We start from the raw sequence: 18,539 nt of genomic DNA on the forward strand, positions 1-18,539 counted from the left end.
CTATGGCGAAGACCATGACACTCAGAACTGCGTTTCTTAAGAATTTTCTCGGCAAAGCACCTAATTGGTACAAACTAGCCATTGTTGGCTTTTTGATCCTTAACCCAATTGTTTTCGCGATCGACCCTTTTATCGCTGGCTGGCTACTGGTGGTCGAGTTTATTTTCACCCTCGCGATGGCTCTGAAATGCTACCCGCTGCAACCCGGTGGCTTATTAGCGATTGAAGCGGTCGCCATCGGCATGACCAGTCCCGCACAAGTCAAACATGAATTAGTGGCCAACGTTGAGGTTCTGCTACTCCTCGTCTTTATGGTGGCCGGGATCTATTTTATGAAACAGCTACTGCTGTTTATTTTCACCAAAATCCTGTTGGGCATCCGATCGAAAATCGCCTTATCATTGGCCTTTTGTGGCGCGGCGGCGGCGCTCTCTGCCTTTTTGGATGCCTTAACCGTGATTGCCGTGGTGATCAGTGTCGCCGTGGGCTTTTACTCCATTTACCACCGCGTCGCGTCCGGAAAAGAGTTCGGAGCTAACCATGATCATACCTCGGATGAAAGCTTAAGCGACGAGCTTAGTCGCAACGATTTGGAAAACTATCGAGCGTTTTTGCGCAGCCTACTAATGCATGCCGGCGTGGGTACCGCACTAGGCGGGGTAATGACCATGGTCGGCGAGCCGCAAAACCTGATCATAGCTGACCAAGCTGGCTGGCATTTTGGCGAGTTTATTTTACGCATGTCTCCGGTCACGCTACCGGTTTTCTTTGCCGGCTTGCTGACCTGTGCCCTTGTCGAAAAGTTTGGCTTATTTGGCTATGGCGCACACCTACCGCAAAACGTATTAAAAATTTTGGTGGGATACGATAACGCACAGCGGGCCAAACGCACACCACAGGATGTCGCCAAGTTGGTGGTACAAGCACTCATTGCTGTTTGGCTGATCACTGCATTGGCTTTACATTTGGCCGCCGTCGGTTTAATTGGCTTAAGTATCATTATCCTTGCCACCGCGTTTACGGGCGTCGTCGATGAGCACCATATCGGTAAAGCCTTTGAAGAAGCGCTGCCATTCACCGCGCTATTGGCGGTCTTTTTCTCTGTGGTCGCAGTAATCATTGACCAGCACTTATTTAAACCGGTGATTGATCTCGTGTTGTCACTGGACGGGCATTTGCAATTGACCATGTTTTATATCGCCAATGGCCTGCTTTCTATGGTGTCAGATAACGTGTTTGTCGGCACCGTGTATATCAACGAGGTGAAAACCGCCCTGCTCAATGGCGTGATTGGCCGCGAGCAGTTCGATATGTTAGCCGTTGCGATTAACACAGGTACCAACTTACCCTCGGTCGCCACGCCCAATGGCCAAGCGGCTTTCTTATTCTTACTCACCTCAACCCTCGCGCCGCTGCTACGCCTTTCTTACGGGCGCATGGTATATATGGCTTTGCCTTATACCATTGTCATGGGCGTATTGGGCGTGATTGGCATTGAGTTTTTCTTGGTGCCCGCTACCGAGTGGATGCTACACCAAGGTTGGATTTCCGAAACCATCCATATGGGCCAGCAAGCCATACCGAGCACTCACTAACGCACTTCTATCATTGACCTTCGTCTCAACAAACGATTGAATAGCAAGGCTCTCAATATAGGGCCTTGTTTTTTATCAGGAGTGAGTTATGTGGCGCGCCTTAAACCAGTTTTCTCGCAGCCGAGCGTCCTGGCTGTTGTTGCTTCTATGCGTTGTGGGGCTGGAAGCCACCGCGCTTTACTTTCAACATTATCAAGGGCTGGCACCTTGTGTGATGTGTATTTATGAACGCGTTGCCCTATTTGGAATTGGCGTGGCTGCCTTGCTGGGTTTAATCGCGCCCAACGACCCTTTTTGGCGTACTCTCGGCTTGCTTGGCTATGGCGTCACAGCTGGGTGGGCGCTCAAGCTCTCATTAGAGCACGTCAGTTATCAATTTCCTGATCCGAACCAACTATTCGGTGCCACCTGCGATGTGGCGGTGAACTTCCCGACTTGGGCGCCACTCAACCAATGGCTGCCATCCGTCTTTGAAGCCTACGGTGATTGCAGCAAAGTGGTGTGGCAGTGGCTAGGCTGGTCGATGCCCCAATGGCTAGTGGGGATCTTTTCCGCGATGTTAGTTGTCTGGACGCTAGTGGTAATTGCCCAGTTTATTGGCCGCCCCCCACGCCGCATTTTTTCATAATGGCGGGTGACGGATCGTGTAAGATAGCGTCGACTTCATCGGCGCTTTCGCTCCTTGCGACGTGGTTGAACCGCTCACAAAGCACCTTGATTAAAGGGCGATCTGCGCCACTAAAAACCCCAGCATCAAGGCGATGAGGCTCACTCCAATAGATGGCCTGATGTTGGTGTAGCACGGGCGGTCCATCAAGGATGTCACACCAAAAACTGCACAATAAGATCACCTTGTCGCCGTAATCGAATTCGGTTTCCACAATCGGTGCCCCGACATGGATCTCTACCCCAAATTCTTCACGCCACTCGCGTTTGAGAGCCTGCTGGTCAGTCTCGCCTTGCTCGACTTTGCCGCCGGGAAATTCCCACCAACTAATAAACTGCGCATCTGGCTGCCGTTGGGCCACCAGCACTTGCTTGTCGCGCATGGCAACGCCGGCCACAACACGTATTGGCGAGGATTGTTTTAACGATTTCATGTCATTAACGCCCACAGCACTTTTTGAACTTGGCACCACTGCCACATGGGCAAGGATCGTTGCGACCTATCGACTTAAATGGGTTAACCTGGTGCGCACCATGCGTGCCTTGTTGTGCTTCATCCGCCGCTTTCGCCACGTCTTGGATCATTAAATCCAGTTGATCCATATATTGGCCCGGCTCAACATCAATGCCAACCTCTTTCATCTGCGCTAACGTGCCTGCTTCATCGTGTAGCAGCAGCATGCTAGTGACTAAGGCGGATAACATCCGGCGACTGCCATCATTCATGCTCACATCGTGCCAGTATGGCTCAACATAGGGCCACACCGCTAAAAAACCCTCGGCGAAAGCTTGGGCGTGCTCACCGCGCATCGACAACATTAAGCTATCCGGCAATACATAATCATTACGCATCAAGGCGTGATATTGCTGCTCGAGGTGCGCCAGCACTGACTGTTTATCGTCTGGATGGAGACCGGCCGCCTCCTCGTCGTCTTCTACCCCAGCGGTCACTAATACCGACAGCCAAGTGTCAGGGTCTAAAGGAGCCGGACAAATGTTCGCGGCCAGCAGTGCACCTTCCACAAAGCTGGCAGGCATACCGTCCCAGTGCTCAGAGAGCGTCACTAGTGTTGACATAAGCTTTCCTGTGTCATCAATTCTGTTTGTTAACGTGCTTTATCGAGTGCACGCACTATCTCATCGGCGCGATTAAGAACGCGAATCACCTTAAAGCAGGCATCAGCCTGGGGATAATATTGGCGCAAATACTTGAACCATTGCTTGATGCGGTTGGGGAAATACTGCGCCTTATCACCTTGGCGTTCTTGATCGGTATAGCGAACCAGCAATGCTAGCACCGCAGGCCAAGGCATCGGTGCAACGCCATCACGGATATGCTGACCCAGATTGGGCATGTTTAACGCCCCACGGCACACCATTAAGGTATCGCAGCCGGTCATTGCTTGGCAGCGCAGTGCATCCTCACGGTGCCAAATATCGCCATTGGCCGTGACTGGGATGGGCACGTGTTGATTAATGTCAGCAATTAAATCCCAACGAATGGTACCCGCTTTGTAACCATCGCGCTTGGTACGTCCGTGAACCACTAACTCATCAGCGCCTGCCTTTGCCACGGCCTCGGCAATGAACAAGTAATCATCAAGATCATTAAAGCCAAGACGTATTTTGGCGCTCACCGTATAGGCAGGATCCACCGTATCGCGCACCGCTTTAACCACATCAAACATGTGCTCTGGGGTTTTGAGCAACGCCGCGCCCCCACGGTTGCCATTCACCGTTTTCGACGGACAACCAAAATTGATATCAATGCCTTGCGAGCCAAGTTGGATCGCACGGACGGCATTGCTCGCCATCGCCGTTGGATCTTGGCCCAATAGCTGTACACGAACCGGGGTCCCCGCCGTCGTGGTGCCCCCATGCGCTAACTCAGGACAAAAGCGATGAAAGACTTTTTCCGGCAAGCGTTGGTCAACCACGCGCACAAACTCAGTGACACAGAGGCTGTAGTGATTAATCTCCGTGAGCAGCTTGCGCATTAAGGGGTCCAGGACACCTTCCATCGGGCCTAATACAATGCGTGGGAATTGATAATTCGTGTGACTCATGCCGTACCTTTACCGTTAAGGCGCGCTATTTTGCCAGCTTTTCCACCAAAGCGCAGCTAACAAAAAAAGCCAGTCGCAATAGGACTGGCTTTCAACGCATTAGCGACGCCGATAAGGGCTTAGCCTTCAGCTCTCGCCGCTTCAACCATGGCTTCGAGCTGTGGGTACGGCAAATAGCCGGGCGCGACCTGATCGCCAATGATCATCGCGGGCGTACCTCTTAGCCCTAGCTCAACAAACGCGCGATAGTTCTCTGCGACCGCTTTTCCGGTCATTTCTTTGCCGGCAAGCAATGCTTCGGTACCGGTTTTCTGCGCGATTTTCTCTAACGAGCGCGCATCATGCATACCGCGCTTTTTCATCAATAATTCATGGACCTGCGCAAATGTCTGTGGCTGTTCTAGCCACACGTTCATCGCATACACCGCGGAATTAGTGCCGAGCGATTCGATACTCTGCTGTTTGAGTGGTACAGCAATATTAATCACCTTGACATCGTCATGCGCGGCCACCAGTTTCTGCAATTCTTCTTCCAGTTTTTTACAGTATGGGCAGTTGTAATCCATAAAGTTCACCACGGTGACTTCAGGGTTCTCTGCACCAATCCAGCTGTGGGTGTCCGATTCAAACCAGTCTCGGCGTGCAGCAAGGTTTTCCTTTAACGTCTTTTGTTGTTCCACAAACTTTTGCAAGCTCTGGTTGAGATTGGCGATCAGTTTAGGGTTTTCTTCTAACAAGCTGACAATTTCATCCAGTTGCGCTTGCTCAGTATCAGACAACGCATTCGCGCTGACAGGAAGAGCCAGAAGCAGTAGAGCCCAAAGAGGGGCGATATAGCGAGATAAGGACATTGGGTTTCCTTTTGATAAATGTAAATTCATAACACCAGCCTTAACCATAGGCCAAGCGGTGTCGTGAAGCCTGTTGTGATTGACGTGATTTTTCCTTGCTCGATCACCATCACGGTGGGCGTCACTGTCACTGAAAACGCATCAGAGAGGTTTCCATGTCGGTCGTTCACCACGGGAAAATCATAACCATGATGAGCAAGGTATCCAGCAAGGTGTTTATCTGAGCCTGAGCGTAACGCGAACAAAACCACTTGCGCATGGCCGCTTAACCAATCTACCGAGGGTGTCACAAAACGGCATACACCGCACCAGCTTGCCCACACATAGACAAGCACGGGGTCGTGTTGCGACATGGCGACCAAATCCTGTTGACGGCCATCCAGCAAATGCACCGACTCGACTGGCACTTGACTGGTGTCGATATCGCGGCTGCGCCACCAATCCACCGCGGTGCTAGATATCAGCACAAATACGATGAGCCAGCAAAGATCACGTGCACCGGGTTTGACCCGTTGACGCCATGACCGTTTCATTTGCTTGGCTGTCATGGTGTTTTCGCCTGCTCAAGCGCCGCCATCACCGCTTTGTCAGTCAAAATAACCGGTAACGCAACGCCTTCAGGCGCACCAGGGCCATAAACGATATTAAACGGTACCCCATAGCGCTGGTGCTTTTGCAAGTATTGGGTCACGGTGTCGCTCGGACGGGTCCAATCACCTTGCATTGCCACCACATTCGGCGCGGTGATGGCGTCATACACGGGGGATTGTAAAATCACACCCACTTTGTTGGCATGACAGGTAATGCACCAATCGGCCGTCACATCAACAAACACCACTTTGCCCTGACTCACCGCTTGATCGATCGCAGCCTCATCAAGACTCACCCAGTCCGGTTCCGAGTTCAATGGCGTCGCCCATCGCTGCGCGGTCAATGACGCACCAATCAGCCCAAGCACCACCACCACTAACAGTCCCGCCGAGCCTTTGATCGCCGCCATTTTTCCAAGTGTGCGGTATGTTAGCCACACACTGGCAACCAGCAGTAGCGTCCCCACTGCGATAGCACCAGCAACGCCTAGATATGGCATCCACAACCAGAATAACCACACCGTGGTACCGGCCAGCAATAACGCGARTACCCGTTTGACATGATTCATCCACGGGCCAGGTTTGGGCAATGCGCGCGTCAGCCCAGGAAAAGCCGCGACCAGCAGCCACGGCAGTGCCATGCCAACGGCGAGTGCAGTAAAGATCAACCACAGAGAGGCCAACGACCCACCCAGCGCATAGGCGACAGCTGTCCCAAGAAAAGGCGCTGAACATGGCGTGGCCAGTAAGGTTGCAAACACCCCTTGAACAAAGTGGCCGCTGGTGGTGTGGCCGCCGCGTGTCGCCATCCAGGTTTGCCAACTGGACGGTAAATCAATGCGCAGCACATCAAACAAACTCAAGGCGAACAGCCAAATCACCAGCGTCATCACCCCAATAAATATCGGGCTTTGAAACTGGATCCCCCAACCGACGGCTTGCCCCGTCAGTTTTAAGATCATCAACAGCCCCGCAATCGCCCAAAAGGACACCAGGATCCCCACCGCTGAGGCCAAAAACTGGCCGCGAATAGCGCCACGTGTGGCACCTGGATTAGCCACGATACTGTTGAGCTTGAGCCCAAGCACGGGAAGCACACAGGGCATTACGTTGAGAATCAAGCCACCCAAGAGGGCAATACCGCCAATCATCCAAATCGATAACCCGGCTTGCGAAACCACACTGCCCGCCTGCACGGTAGTGGCATGCTCAGCCAGCAGTTGCTTATCCATGACCGTCACTTGAACCGGTTTATCGGTAAGGTTGGGCGTTTCAATCCAATTGGTGACATCAAAGGTCGCGGTCAAGGTATCGCCATCACGCTGGATACTGGGCACGCCAAAGGTATCATCGATAACCGCATCACCATCCACCAGCATATCGGGTTGCTGCCAAGCTTGGCTCCCAGTCACAGTGACCGCGAGTTGTTGCTGATTGGTATCCCACACCGCGGACTCAATCTGTACACTGGGTAGCGGCTTAGGCACTTGGCTCATCGCTTGGTTGAACTGATACATCCGCTCACCATCAGCCTCAAGCGTGCTCGGGGTAAAATCGAGAGAGATCGGATAGTCAGTAATCACACACACAGTAGTGCACGAAGATAAACGCAAGGTGGCATCCAGCGATATCGGCTGTTGCCACGTATCCACCTTGAAAGTCAGCGGGAAGGTCACTTGCCCTTTGTAGCCCAACATGGTCAGGCCAAGGAGCTCATGGCGCTTAGGTGCCGGCCAATGCCAAGTAATATCGTCCAAGTTTTGGCTATCATTGATGATAAGTTCCGGCGCCACCCCGCCCTCGCCTGGCGAGCGCCAGTAGGTTTTCCAATCACCTTCTAGGCGGATAGACAGCAGGCCATCAAGACGCTGCGTATCAGGGTCACCCTGACCGGTGAGAGCCAAACGTGCCTGTACAGGGGGATGTTCCGGATTTTGTAACCACCCTGTATCTGGCGCATTGGCCAATACTTGGGTGCTGAATAACAGTAAGCAAAAGGAAACGAGGTGGCGCAGTGCAAACTGGCGCAGTACAACACGTCGCCATACGCTAATTTGCTGTGCTATGTCCCCGTTGCTTTGATTTCGATTCATGTGTCGGTTCCTTGTTAAAGAGAAAAAACGCGGCTGGAGAAGAATCCGCTTTATTCTCGGAACACACAAAAACAAAGGTGCCGTCGCCGATAGGTCGGCGGGTCGTGAGTGGGTAAAGTGGCCGATACGCTAACGGTCGCCATCACCGCAAGTAGCACAATTAACCACCAAAGCGGTGACGGCAGCCAGTCTAACGCCAACAAAGTGGGATGCATCAGTTGCTCGGAAAGCGTGCATTTTTTACCGAGCACGCTATCAGCTCCTTTCGCGTCGCCAATATTGGCTGCTTGGCAAATCGCTTGCGCTCCTGATTGCCAACTCAGTTGGTTTTGCAAGGCACACACCGCCAGTACCCAAAGCGCAATCGCGAGGGCCCAGCCAGCTTTTGAACGACGCGTATACCTTTGCATTTCACCTCCTGTCGAGTTGGCCATCATTATGCCCAACAACAGAAATTAAACAATGGGTTATACCACATGGCGATATTTACACCACGTCACGTCTATGAGACTAGGTATAACTACTAATGTGCTTATTAGCCCCACCACTGATTTTGAATCTGCGCCTGTTTATAACTCTCGCGTTGCTTCATACGGTCGAAATAGTTAGCCAATAGTGGAAAATCAGCACTATTAACCCATCCTGAATAACCTAGCAACTCAAGCCTTGATAACACGACAGTCCAAATCACATCAGCTAATGAGTATTCATCACCTAGCAGGAACGACTTACCGACTAATTGTTGTTCAGCAAAGATAATAGACGCATGTGCACGCTGCTCAACCTGCTTGATATGTTGCACATCCACTCGAAATGTCTTACTGCGCTCAGAACGTGCCGCGCAATCCAAGTATATCTGCTTTAACTCAGGGTATTGCTTAGCCAGTATCAGTGACTTTTTTATACGCTTGTCTAATATTTTCTCAGATTTTTCCATCGAAGGATGGCGGGCATAGCTAAGAATCTGGAGATCAATGGTATCTGCTAGCTCAAGCAAATAATCCATTAATTGGTAGTTAGTATCACTTTGTGGCAGCAAGCTTTTTCCATTCGGAAGCGATGCGATAAATCGAATGATGTGAGCAGAGTCAGTGATCACTTCCGTTGTATCCTTTTGCCACTCAAGTGTAGGGATGACGCCTTTAGAGTTGAGTGCCAGATACCAGGGATCCAGTTGTTCCTGTGAACGCAGGATGTCGATTACACGCCCAGTCCAGTCCAAACCTTTCTCTTCCAATGCCAGTCGTACCTTCATTGAGCATACTGACAAAGGGTGATGATATAATTTGAGTGTATACATACTGATATCTTGATTTTCATTGAGTTTTAGCTAGATCGGCTATGAAGGACTAGTTCCATCTCTACGATCGCGGTTTTATCGGCAGCATTCGAGGTAATAAATCGGCTTCAGGGGAATCTAAAAAACGGTGCTTAAGTGCTCCTGAAACATGCAGGAAAAGCGCCACTAATAATCCGTATACAAGAATAACATGAACTTGTTTCGCCATCCCTGCAAGCGGCAGATCTTTGTCAAATAGTGGTGGGATCTCAACAACACCAAAAAGACTGATCGAGAAGCCTGAAAAATTAGTCATGGCAATGCCGCTTAAGGGGATCATCAGCATCAATGCGTAGAGCACTAATGTAACTCCCTTAGACAAGCGCCGTTCCCAATTAGCCAAAACGTTCGGTAATTTAGGGTAAGAGCTAACATGACGCCAAATAACCCGAAACACTGCCAGCTGCATGAAGATGACGCCAAACGATTTGTGTAGCATCACCAATTGAAACCGAGTTGGATTCGACGTTTCCAGCCCTGTCATGTAGCTGCCGACTAGGATAAGCACTAATAACACCAGCGCCATACCCCAGTGGAGTCCCTTCGCAATTTTTCCATAGTAAAAACTATGATGTTGTTTCTTCGTCATAAGTCACCTTTAAAAATTTGATGAACACCCAAAGCCTGATTTCGACCGTCTTTTTTCAGGTTATTGTCTCCCAGTGAAAAGATATATAGGATTTATGTGAACTCATTGTTTACTGAGAGCGATAAATGTGAATATCCTTACTCTGATGGAAACTTTCGCAGTGGTCGTAGATTCGGGGAGTTTTACCGCGGCTGCTGACCGATTGGCACTATCCAAATCATTTGTTAGCAAGCAAGTAACGCTACTGGAGAGGGAGCTGGGCTCGCGGTTGCTTTATCGCACAACACGTAAGCTAAGCCTATCTGACGAAGGAGCCCGCTTTTACAGCCATTGCAAGCTCATCATAAAAGAGGCCGAAAGTGCGCGTGCTGAGGTGATAGACAGCCAAAACTCACCAAGGGGGAAAGTTCGAATCACCATACCTCAAAGCTTGATTATCTCAGGGCTTGGCGGGTTGCTATTTGATTTTCAAAGCCAATATCCAGATATCGAGCTAGATGTGATTGCCAGCGGACGAGTTGCTAACCTCGTTGAAGAGGGAGTTGATGTCGCTATTAGGGTTGGTCAGCTAGAGGATTCTAGTCTTATTTCACGCAAGCTTACTGATTGTACCTTCCAAACGGTCGCCTCTCCCCATTATCTGGAAACAAGAGGAGTCCCAACACAGCCAAAGGATTTAATTCAACACAACTGTCTTATCTACGGTGAATCTAAACTTAATAAAGGCTGGCCTTATCGCTTACCAAATGGTGAGCAAATTACAGTAAAAGTCTCAGGGAGCCTAACCTGTAACGATGGCAGCTTAGTCACCGATGGAGTGTGTAAGGGGATGGGGATCGGGTTTGGTCCGGATTTTCTGTTTAGAAAATATGTGGACAGCGGGGATTTACGGGTCGTATTGATAGATTATTCACTCCCACCAACAACGATATCAGCACTCTACCCTCACAACCGCCACCTAACAAGGCGGGTGCGTGTCCTAATCGATTTTTTAGCAGAACGGTTGGATGTGAAGAAAGCAAAAAGTCGCTAACCTCGACAAGTAAAGCCCCTCTCGTTGCGTGAGTTAAACCATGGTATCTGTCACTCAAACAATAAGGAGCCGAATAAAGAGCTACGTGTTAAGCGCTATACGTATCGAATCGCTATTGGATATGATCTTCCCAATCAATCACATCGATTTCGTACACCACGCTGTCTTTTACCGAGATCCCCGCTTTATGCATCGCCGCCTTTGATCCTGTGATCAGCGGGTGCCACTCGGGTAAGGGCTTATGTTCAGCCAGCAAGCGGTAGGCACAGGTTTCCGGCAACCAATAAAACTCATCAATCTTATCACGGGTAAGCTTCAGGCATGACTCTTCATAAGAGAAGCGATTGGGATAATCTTTGCACGAACAGGTTTTATCATCGAGCAAACTACAAGCGACATTGGTGTAGTAAAGCTCGTCTGTCTCTTCATCAATCAATTTGTGTAGGCAGCAGCGGCCACAGCCGTCACAGAGTGATTCCCACTCCTCGTCGCTCATTTGCGCTAAGGTTTTTTGTTGCCAAAAAGGCGTGCTCATGATGTTTGCTCTCTTTTTATTTCACCGCCTTTTCGCGGCGACGACATTGCGCGCTTGTTATAACCATCATAGCCGTAAAGTGCAAGCAAGCCTTTGTGTGGGTTGGATAGTCAAAAAACGGATGATAGAGTGCCCGCCTTTGTTCATTCATAGAGGCTATGACTATGCCTAGTGCATCGCCATTTTCATGCCGCCTTGGCTGTGGTGCTTGCTGTATCGCCCCTAGCATTTCGTCACCCATTCCCGGGATGCCAAACGGTAAACCCGCAGGTACGCGCTGTGCACAACTGGATGAGCATAACTTATGTAAACTGTTTGGCTCCCACGCCCGCCCCGATGTGTGCACCGCATTCGATGCCGACCCCGATGTGTGTGGTAATACCTATCAGCAAGCGCTCGATAACCTTATTTATCTGGAAGCGGCGACATAAAAAACGCTGGCCTCTCCTAGCCAGCGCTTGGTAGTCTCCGGTTGTTTTCAGAGCAACGGATTAGCTTTGAATACCCACGATTAGCCAAGGTGCGTTCGGCTGGCGTAAGTCACGCTCTAGGTGCCAAATATCGGTAATGTCCTCTTCCACGCCTTCAACACGGTCACAATAACGGCCGGTGAACTTCAGGCTCAGCTGGGCGGTGCGGCTGTCATAATCGGCGCGGACAATCTCTGCATCCACATACATCACTTCCGTATGCTGCTCTTCATCCAGTCGCGCACGCTCTGCCGCTAAATCATTATAAAGCTCGGGCGACACATATTCTTGGATTTTATCCAACTCATTATGATTCCAAGAGCCTTGTAAAATACGATAATGTTCGCGAGCACCACTTAAAAAGCTTTGCATATCGAACTGCGGGGGGAAATTAAACGGCACATCATTGTTTGCAGCGCCAAACCCACCAGACGTCGCGCCTGTATCTGCCGCATTTTGTCGGAATGCATGAGGCTGTTCATGGTAATAGCCTTTATTTTGCCCCGCGTACGCTGGCCCTTGCGCTTGTGCGCCCGCTTTGGCTTGGGTAAGCCCGCGAAGAAATTTCATCGCAAAGTAGGCAATGACCCCCAAAATCAAGATGTCCATGAACTGGATACCTTCAAAGGCACCGCCGAAGAAAGCGGCCAGTAAACCACCGGCGAGCAAGCCACCGAGTAGACCACCGGCGAGTCCTTTTTTGCTGGTTTTCGAGGTGTTTTGTTTGAGTGTGTTGGTATTGGTGGTGGTATTTTTGGGCGCAGGGGCCGTTTTAAAGCTTTTGCCAAACGATTTGCCGCCACCGAAGCGTTTTGCTTCTGCATAAGGTGCTGTTACAACAAAGACAAACATCAAGGCAGCAACAGAGAGTAATCTTTTCATTATTGCATCATCTGTGGTTTTAGACCGTTATCATGCTAGAGTTTCCGGTGATGAAGTCAATTAGCAGTGCGAGAATAATTGTTACCAAACGTCATACTAGCCCCGCTGTTTTGCGGTCACTAGGAACCATTTGTCTCGCCTGGACTCCAAGCCATTAGTACATTTCTCACTGCAATAGGACCAAGCCATGAATGATACCCACAGTAAATTTGTCGGCTACTTGCTCTGGATCTTTGGTTTTCTCGGCTCCCACCGCTTTTATTACGGCAAACCAGTGACAGGTACCCTTTGGTTTTTCACCCTAGGCCTTTTCTTTGTCGGCTGGATTGTGGATCTGTTCTTGATTCCCGCCATGGATAAAGAGGCCGATCTTCGTTTTCGCAGTGGCCCCACGGATTTTACCATTGCTTGGCTATTACTGACCTTTCTGGGTGTGTTTGGCATTCACCGCATGTACATGGGTAAATGGATCACTGGCTTTATTTACCTATTTACCGGTGGCTTTTTCTTACTTGGCGTATTGTATGATTTTTGGACACTGAACGAGCAGGTGTCGATTAAAAACATGCAAAAATTTTCTTAATCATCACTAACGCCAAACTAACTCAATGATGCGCAACGCATTTAAGGTTGCGCACTTCTCCCTCGCTGCTAGTATAAGTCGCTTACCGCAGCGCGATATGGATCTGCCCACATGAGCCAACAGTTTCAGCTTTTACGTGAGCGACGCTTCTTGCCTTATTTTATCACCCAGGCATTAGGCGCTTTTAACGATAACGTCTATAAAAATGTGTTAGTGATCATGGTCGCATTCGCGTCGGCCGAACAATTGCCCATGGATGCAACACTGTTCATCAACGCCGCCGCAGGCTTATTTATCCTACCTTTTTTCTTGTTTTCTGCCTTTGCCGGCGAACTGGCGGATAAATATGATAAAGCGCTGATCATGAGGCGGGTGAAATGGTTAGAAGTCGTTATTATGTCAAGCGCTGCTGTCGCGCTGTATTTTCACGCCTGGATTGTGTTACTTGGCTTATTGTTTTTGATGGGGACTCAATCGGCTTTTTTTGGCCCGGTAAAGTACGCATTGTTGCCACAAACACTCAGTGACAAAGAGCTTGTTTCGGGTAATGCCTTGGTAGAAACGGGCACATTTTTATCGATTTTGCTTGGCACCTTGCTCGCCGGTTTTATTGCCCACCATCCAGACTCAAACCAGATAGCGGGGGGCGCTGTATTAAGCTTTGCCGTACTGGGCGTTATGTCTGCCTATGCTATCCCACCTGCGCCCGCAGGAAACCCAGGGCTCAATTTACGCTATCGGCCGGTGGCTTTAATGCGGCAAACCCTGCGCTTTGCGCGTAAAGACAAAGTCACCTTGCAAGCGATTCTCGGGATCAGTTGGTTTTGGTTTTTAGGGGCGAGCTACTTAACCCAATTCCCTAAATTTACGGCATCGATTGGTGGGGGAGAAATCGGCGTGTCGTTTTTACTGACCTTGTTTTCAGTCGGCATTGCCGTGGGGTCACTGTTGTGCGATAAGCTCTCCGGTCACCGTATCGAACCGGGCATTGTCCCCTTGGGCAGCATAGGGTTAACCGGTTTTGGCTTACATTTGTTTTTTGCCACACCAGCGGTCCCGACACTCCACTCCAGCCTGGTTGCTTTTATCACTGACCCAGCTCTGACCTGGGTATTTATCGATTTATTGATGATTGGCGTGTGTGGCGGGATTTTTATTGTGCCGCTGTATAGCTTAATGCAACAACGCGCCGATAAAGCTGCGCGTGCGCGTGTGATTGCCGCGAACAATATTTTCAATGCACTATTCATGGTAGCCAGCGCAGCGCTCGGCATCACACTATTGGTGGTGATGAAACTATCTATTGCGCAATTCTTCTTGGTATTGGCCGTACTTAACCTTTTAGTGGCGGTGTACGTCAGCAAACTGGTCCCCATCTTTGCGTTGCGCTTTTTTACCTGGATGGTCACACATACCCTGTACCGTGTGACACACAAAGACTTGCACCACATTCCTGAAAAAGGCGGGGCTTTGCTGATTTGTAACCATGTCAGCTATATGGACGCACTCTTGTTAGCAGGCGCTTGCCACCGACCTATCCGCTTTGTGATGTTTGAAGATTTGTATAAATTGCCAGTACTGCATTGGTTCTTCCGAACGTCAAAAGTGATCCCCATTAGTCATCGTGGCCGCACGATCCGTGCTGCCATGAACGAAATTCAAAAAGCACTTGAGAATGGCGAGGTGGTGCTGATTTTCCCAGAAGGCCACCTCACTTATGACGGTGACATTGATCAATTCCGCCGCGGGATGGATATGATTCTGCAACGCTCACCCGTGCCTGTGGTACCGATGGCATTACAAGGCCTTTGGGGCAGCTATTTCAGCCGCCATGGCGGGAAAGCCATGTTAAAACTGCCCAAACGCGTTTGGTCAAAAGTCACGGTTGTAGCTGGGGAAGCTGTTGAGCCTGAGCAAGCGACCTCAGAGTACATGCGCGAAGAAGTCATCCGCCTGCGAGCCGATCGACCTTAGTCAATCGCTTGGCGTTGCGCCCAGTGCGTTAACATCGCTCGAGACGGTTTAATCCCCGCCTCGGGCGACAACGATGGCCAAGGTAAAAATGCGACTGGGCGTTGATAAGCGGGCAATGTTTTGCAATGAGCCATCAGTTGCTTGGCATCGATATGTGTGTCACTTTGAACGATCGCAAGCGGTCGCGCACCGAACTCACTGTCATCAATGGGCACCACTATCACTTGGCCGATCTCTGCGCATTTTTGCAAATGAGCCTCAATCAGCTCAGGTTGGACGTTCTCCCCACCGCAGGTAAATTGATTATCCTTACGCCCGATGAGACGCAGTGTCGGCGGCTGAATCTCTGTACACCAGCTGGCTAAATCGCGCGAGGCTAGGCCTTTAGAGGCATCAAGCGGTTGCAGTATGCCCGCTTGCCAAAACCCTAAAGTTAACGTTTCTCCTCGGTGGATCACCTCACCGTCATCTGCCACTCTCACGTCACGATAAGGTAGCGTGGTGCCCACGTCATCTTGTCCATCCGCTCGCTTTAGGGTGACCGTCGATGCCGTTTCTGTCATTCCATACCCGCACCAGCAGCGAATTCCCTTTTTTTCCGCCTGTTTAGCCAGTGGGCGAGGGATCGCCGCCCCACCGAGTAGCACATGAGATAGCGACGATGCTCCCGACGTTTTGTCCAGCACCGGTAACACGCGATGAAGCTGGGTCGGCACCAAAGAGGCGTGAGAGACATGAGTGAGGGCAGTCGCTAACCTTTCACCACGGCAAGGGTATAGTGCGAGTTTTGCGCCTTTGTACAGCCAACGCCACACAATGGCCAAACCAGAAATATGAAATAAGGGCAAAGATAATAGCCAGCAGTCTACGCACGCCGCTGACACACTGTCCGCCAAGCCTGAAAAAGGCAGTCTCTGCGTTAAACCGGCTGCGCTGGCAAGATGCTGGCGAGCGGCATGCACCACTGCCTTGGGCGCCCCCGTCGAGCCTGATGTCAATGTCAGAGTTAAAGGTCTATCTGGTTGCCAAGAGGCAGAGGGAGGCGGCGACGTTGACGTCGCATCGAATAGTGTAGGCGCTAGATAGTGATAGGCGTCTAGATTGTCCAGCACTGCCGCTGTCACTTCCTCGCTCAAGCCATGGTTCAATACCAGTGTTTTTTTCCCTGCCTGCCAAGCGGACAACAACCCTATCACGAGCTCTTGTGGCGCCAAGGTGCTATCGAGCACCACAGTTGGTGCCTCACCCAGTTGGTGCTGCTGACAATCAACCCGATCCTGAAGCGCTTGCCATGTTAACGGCATATCGCTCTCGATGGCGCTGGCATCAGGTGCCACTGCGGCCCAGTGTTGCCATGGCCATGTGTTAAACCCAAACATGGCCCTCACAAGGTGTTTATCCAAATCAGTGGCTGATCGTGCAAAGGGATCAATGGCTGAGGGGCACCTGGCCATGTGCGGTCGAGTTGCTGCTGGTATATGCCCAGCGTATCGAGTCCAGGCACCACGTCTGGGGTTAACCAACTCGCTAAACGCGATAATTGGGTTAAACCCAAACTGGTTTCCAATGCTGAGCTCACGACAGGCGTTTTTCCCAGCGTGTGCGCGCGACTGATCCATTGATTGATGTTATCCAAAGCCCCCATCAAGCTCGGCTTTATCACCCAAACCGGCGCGACCTCGCTTTCGATCAAACTAGGTTCATGCGCTTCCCTTAACGTTTCGTCCCACGCCAAGGGATAGCCTAAGGCTTGGGCCTGCGCCAAAGACTGGTAAGGGTCGCGGCATGGCTCTTCAATCCATTGAATACGCGCTTGATGCGTTTCACTAAGGCCGTTCCAAAAACTGGCAAGCTGCTCGGGGTGCCAGCGGCGGTTGGCATCAAGACGCAAAGTCAACACCGGTAACGCCTCTAACAAGGTCGTCACCATTAGCCGGTCGCGAGCGACCTCATATTCACCCACTTTGACTTTCGCTTCATGAGCTTGTTCTGCAGGTTGCTGCAACAACGTCATTAGCAGCGCATCCGGGTCGCCAGTGCAGACAGGCACGTAACCAAACCCCGACAGAGTCGGTAAACGTTTATCTAACTCAGCTTGCGCAATGCTTAAGCCCCATGCGACCGAAGGCGGCAATTGCGGCATGGCGATATTCCGGTGATCACACCATACGGAGGTCGCCGCGATGAGTGCATGGCGAGCCTCGTCAAAGGTTTCTTGGCTAAAACCGGGTAATGGCGCGATCTCTCCCCAGCCACGTTGAGCCCCCTCACTCAATTCAACTACCAAGCCTTCTCGCTCAGTAACATGCTGATCGCGAATAAATAAGCCTGAATTGACTGGCAAGGTATAGTGATAGATCCGTGCCTGTCTCATAATGACCTCTATGGATTGCGTGGAAAACGGTCAAACTCGGGGCGGCGTTTTTCATTGAAGGCGTTGCGCCCTTCTTGCCCCTCGTCCGTCATGTAAAACATCATGGTCGCATTGCCCGCCAGCTCTTGTAGCCCAGCTTGGCCATCACAATCTGCGTTTAAAGCGGCTTTCAAGCATCGAAGAGCCATAGGGCTGTGCTGGAGCACTTCCCGGCACCAACGCACAGTTTCTCGCTCAAGCTCATCCAGCGGCACGACTGTGTTCACCAACCCCATATCAAGCGCTTCTTGCGCATTGTAAAACCGACACAGAAACCAGATCTCTCGCGCTTTTTTCTGTCCTACGATTCGGGCCATATAGGAGGCTCCCCAGCCGCCATCAAAACTGCCAACTTTAGGACCCGTCTGGCCAAACTGGGCATTGTCTGCGGCGATGGTTAAGTCGCACATCATATGCAGCACATGGCCGCCCCCCACCGCATAACCCGCTACTGCGGCAATGACGGGTTTGGGGCAGGTGCGGATCTGACGCTGAAAGTCCAGCACGTTCAAATGGTGCGTGCCTTCATCATCTTGATACCCGCCGTAGTCGCCCCGCACGGACTGATCGCCGCCGGAACAAAACGCCTTCTCTCCCAGCCCAGTGAGGATAATCACGCCCACTCGGCTGTCATAGCGCGCATCAGCCAACGCTTGCATCATTTCTTTTACCGTTTGTGGCCGGAATGCATTGCGTACCTGAGGGCGGTTAATGGTGATCCGAGCGATACCGTCGGCGGATTTATGGTATAGGATATCGCTAAACGCATGCTCAGTCGGTTCCCACTCAATCGGCGCGTAAAGCTCTTTTTCTGTCATTCCCGGCGTGACAGCCATAGTGTCTCCCCTTCCTCGGTTGCT

General features: G+C 50.9%; 20 protein-coding genes. 6 read left to right on the top strand and 14 right to left on the bottom strand.

Annotated elements, in window-relative coordinates; translation table 11 throughout:
* Positions 1-14 precede the first annotated feature (14 nt).
* Entirely contained in the window at positions 15-1,595 is a 1,581-nt protein-coding gene (nhaB, locus tag BZG23_RS10680; RefSeq protein ID WP_077606927.1) for a Na(+)/H(+) antiporter NhaB, read from the top strand.
* A gap of 88 nt (positions 1,596-1,683) precedes the next feature.
* The gene (gene dsbB, locus BZG23_RS10685; protein WP_077606901.1) at positions 1,684-2,223 is read left to right on the top strand and encodes a disulfide bond formation protein DsbB; all 540 of its coding nucleotides are present in this window, start codon (positions 1,684-1,686) and stop codon (positions 2,221-2,223) included.
* Here dsbB and BZG23_RS10690 read toward each other — a convergent pair.
* The 9 genes from BZG23_RS10690 to BZG23_RS10730 form a co-directional block, all read right to left on the bottom strand.
* The gene (locus tag BZG23_RS10690; RefSeq protein ID WP_077606902.1) at positions 2,189-2,695 is read right to left on the bottom strand and encodes a (deoxy)nucleoside triphosphate pyrophosphohydrolase; all 507 of its coding nucleotides are present in this window, start codon (positions 2,693-2,695) and stop codon (positions 2,189-2,191) included. The genes dsbB and BZG23_RS10690 overlap by 35 nt on opposite strands.
* 4 nt (positions 2,696-2,699) lie before the next feature.
* Positions 2,700-3,338, bottom strand: a complete 639-nt coding sequence (locus BZG23_RS10695; protein ID WP_077606903.1) for an SEC-C metal-binding domain-containing protein — start codon at positions 3,336-3,338, stop codon at positions 2,700-2,702.
* Positions 3,339-3,367: 29 nt separating this feature from the next.
* A complete protein-coding gene (dusC, locus tag BZG23_RS10700; protein WP_077606904.1) occupies positions 3,368-4,327 on the bottom strand; it encodes a tRNA dihydrouridine(16) synthase DusC in 960 nt (319 codons plus the stop codon).
* A 119-nt stretch (positions 4,328-4,446) separates the two neighbouring features.
* On the bottom strand, positions 4,447-5,178 hold the full coding sequence (locus BZG23_RS10705; protein WP_077606905.1) for a DsbA family protein: 732 nt from the start codon (positions 5,176-5,178) through the stop codon (positions 4,447-4,449).
* A gap of 26 nt (positions 5,179-5,204) precedes the next feature.
* Complete coding sequence (locus BZG23_RS10710) at positions 5,205-5,726, bottom strand: protein disulfide oxidoreductase (RefSeq protein WP_077606906.1); 522 nt, start codon at positions 5,724-5,726, stop codon at positions 5,205-5,207.
* Positions 5,723-7,861 (bottom strand): protein-disulfide reductase DsbD family protein, encoded by a 2,139-nt coding sequence (locus tag BZG23_RS10715; RefSeq protein ID WP_077606907.1) that lies wholly within the window; start codon positions 7,859-7,861, stop codon positions 5,723-5,725. The genes BZG23_RS10710 and BZG23_RS10715 overlap by 4 nt, the downstream gene beginning before the upstream one ends.
* 50 nt (positions 7,862-7,911) lie before the next feature.
* The gene (locus BZG23_RS10720) at positions 7,912-8,271 is read right to left on the bottom strand and encodes a hypothetical protein (protein WP_077606908.1); all 360 of its coding nucleotides are present in this window, start codon (positions 8,269-8,271) and stop codon (positions 7,912-7,914) included.
* Between the two features lie 125 nt (positions 8,272-8,396).
* Positions 8,397-9,161, bottom strand: coding sequence for a glutathione S-transferase family protein (locus BZG23_RS10725; RefSeq protein ID WP_077606909.1), 765 nt, complete (start codon positions 9,159-9,161; stop codon positions 8,397-8,399).
* A gap of 61 nt (positions 9,162-9,222) precedes the next feature.
* Positions 9,223-9,789, bottom strand: coding sequence for a cytochrome b (locus tag BZG23_RS10730; RefSeq protein WP_077606910.1), 567 nt, complete (start codon positions 9,787-9,789; stop codon positions 9,223-9,225).
* Positions 9,790-9,916: 127 nt separating this feature from the next.
* Here BZG23_RS10730 and BZG23_RS10735 point away from each other — a divergent pair, with 127 nt between their 5' ends.
* Positions 9,917-10,822, top strand: a complete 906-nt coding sequence (locus BZG23_RS10735; protein WP_077606911.1) for a LysR family transcriptional regulator — start codon at positions 9,917-9,919, stop codon at positions 10,820-10,822.
* Between the two features lie 112 nt (positions 10,823-10,934).
* Here BZG23_RS10735 and BZG23_RS10740 read toward each other — a convergent pair whose 3' ends face one another.
* On the bottom strand, positions 10,935-11,357 hold the full coding sequence (locus BZG23_RS10740) for a YcgN family cysteine cluster protein (protein WP_077606912.1): 423 nt from the start codon (positions 11,355-11,357) through the stop codon (positions 10,935-10,937).
* 164 nt (positions 11,358-11,521) lie between these two features.
* Here BZG23_RS10740 and BZG23_RS10745 point away from each other — a divergent pair, with 164 nt between their 5' ends.
* The gene (locus tag BZG23_RS10745) at positions 11,522-11,788 is read left to right on the top strand and encodes a YkgJ family cysteine cluster protein (RefSeq protein WP_077606913.1); all 267 of its coding nucleotides are present in this window, start codon (positions 11,522-11,524) and stop codon (positions 11,786-11,788) included.
* 60 nt (positions 11,789-11,848) lie between these two features.
* Here the strand turns inward: BZG23_RS10745 and BZG23_RS10750 are convergent, their stop codons facing one another.
* On the bottom strand, positions 11,849-12,709 hold the full coding sequence (locus BZG23_RS10750; protein ID WP_077606914.1) for a Tim44 domain-containing protein: 861 nt from the start codon (positions 12,707-12,709) through the stop codon (positions 11,849-11,851).
* Between the two features lie 187 nt (positions 12,710-12,896).
* Between BZG23_RS10750 and BZG23_RS10755 the strand changes: the two genes are divergently transcribed.
* Both BZG23_RS10755 and BZG23_RS10760 read left to right on the top strand, forming a co-directional pair.
* Positions 12,897-13,292 (top strand): NINE protein, encoded by a 396-nt coding sequence (locus BZG23_RS10755; RefSeq protein ID WP_077606915.1) that lies wholly within the window; start codon positions 12,897-12,899, stop codon positions 13,290-13,292.
* Between the two features lie 111 nt (positions 13,293-13,403).
* Positions 13,404-15,266: an MFS transporter gene (locus BZG23_RS10760; RefSeq protein ID WP_077606916.1), complete on the top strand. Its 1,863-nt coding sequence runs from the start codon at positions 13,404-13,406 to the stop codon at positions 15,264-15,266.
* Here the strand turns inward: BZG23_RS10760 and BZG23_RS10765 are convergent.
* Genes BZG23_RS10765 through menB form a run of 3 tightly spaced genes read right to left on the bottom strand, consistent with a single transcriptional unit; the run spans position 15,263 to position 18,515 of the window.
* Positions 15,263-16,645, bottom strand: a complete 1,383-nt coding sequence (locus tag BZG23_RS10765; protein ID WP_158011375.1) for an AMP-binding protein — start codon at positions 16,643-16,645, stop codon at positions 15,263-15,265. The two genes, BZG23_RS10760 and BZG23_RS10765, sit on opposite strands and share 4 nt — an antisense overlap.
* Before the next feature lie 5 nt (positions 16,646-16,650).
* Positions 16,651-17,640, bottom strand: a complete 990-nt coding sequence (gene menC, locus BZG23_RS10770) for an o-succinylbenzoate synthase (RefSeq protein ID WP_077606918.1) — start codon at positions 17,638-17,640, stop codon at positions 16,651-16,653.
* 8 nt (positions 17,641-17,648) lie between these two features.
* A complete protein-coding gene (gene menB, locus BZG23_RS10775; protein WP_077606919.1) occupies positions 17,649-18,515 on the bottom strand; it encodes a 1,4-dihydroxy-2-naphthoyl-CoA synthase in 867 nt (288 codons plus the stop codon).
* Between the last annotated feature and the right edge of the window lie 24 nt (positions 18,516-18,539).

The sequence above is a fragment of the Salinivibrio sp. ML290 genome, from assembly GCF_001995695.1.
In the GTDB taxonomy this organism is placed as follows: Bacteria; Pseudomonadota; Gammaproteobacteria; order Enterobacterales; family Vibrionaceae; genus Salinivibrio; species Salinivibrio siamensis.

Bases quoted from the DNA above. Each gene is read 5' to 3' on its own strand.
- nhaB (WP_077606927.1), top strand. From the start codon at position 15: ATGACACTCAGAACTGCGTTTCTTAAGAATTTTCTCGGCAAAGCACCT.
- dsbB (WP_077606901.1), top strand. From the start codon at position 1,684: ATGTGGCGCGCCTTAAACCAGTTTTCTCGCAGCCGAGCGTCCTGGCTG.
- BZG23_RS10690 (WP_077606902.1), bottom strand. From the start codon at position 2,695: ATGAAATCGTTAAAACAATCCTCGCCAATACGTGTTGTGGCCGGCGTT.
- BZG23_RS10695 (WP_077606903.1), bottom strand. From the start codon at position 3,338: ATGTCAACACTAGTGACGCTCTCTGAGCACTGGGACGGTATGCCTGCC.
- dusC (WP_077606904.1), bottom strand. From the start codon at position 4,327: ATGAGTCACACGAATTATCAATTCCCACGCATTGTATTAGGCCCGATG.
- BZG23_RS10705 (WP_077606905.1), bottom strand. From the start codon at position 5,178: ATGTCCTTATCTCGCTATATCGCCCCTCTTTGGGCTCTACTGCTTCTG.
- BZG23_RS10710 (WP_077606906.1), bottom strand. From the start codon at position 5,726: ATGACAGCCAAGCAAATGAAACGGTCATGGCGTCAACGGGTCAAACCC.
- BZG23_RS10720 (WP_077606908.1), bottom strand. From the start codon at position 8,271: ATGCAAAGGTATACGCGTCGTTCAAAAGCTGGCTGGGCCCTCGCGATT.
- BZG23_RS10725 (WP_077606909.1), bottom strand. From the start codon at position 9,161: ATGTATACACTCAAATTATATCATCACCCTTTGTCAGTATGCTCAATG.
- BZG23_RS10730 (WP_077606910.1), bottom strand. From the start codon at position 9,789: ATGACGAAGAAACAACATCATAGTTTTTACTATGGAAAAATTGCGAAG.
- BZG23_RS10740 (WP_077606912.1), bottom strand. From the start codon at position 11,357: ATGAGCACGCCTTTTTGGCAACAAAAAACCTTAGCGCAAATGAGCGAC.
- BZG23_RS10745 (WP_077606913.1), top strand. From the start codon at position 11,522: ATGCCTAGTGCATCGCCATTTTCATGCCGCCTTGGCTGTGGTGCTTGC.
- BZG23_RS10750 (WP_077606914.1), bottom strand. From the start codon at position 12,709: ATGAAAAGATTACTCTCTGTTGCTGCCTTGATGTTTGTCTTTGTTGTA.
- BZG23_RS10755 (WP_077606915.1), top strand. From the start codon at position 12,897: ATGAATGATACCCACAGTAAATTTGTCGGCTACTTGCTCTGGATCTTT.
- BZG23_RS10760 (WP_077606916.1), top strand. From the start codon at position 13,404: ATGAGCCAACAGTTTCAGCTTTTACGTGAGCGACGCTTCTTGCCTTAT.
- BZG23_RS10765 (WP_158011375.1), bottom strand. From the start codon at position 16,645: ATGTTTGGGTTTAACACATGGCCATGGCAACACTGGGCCGCAGTGGCA.
- menC (WP_077606918.1), bottom strand. From the start codon at position 17,640: ATGAGACAGGCACGGATCTATCACTATACCTTGCCAGTCAATTCAGGC.
- menB (WP_077606919.1), bottom strand. From the start codon at position 18,515: ATGGCTGTCACGCCGGGAATGACAGAAAAAGAGCTTTACGCGCCGATT.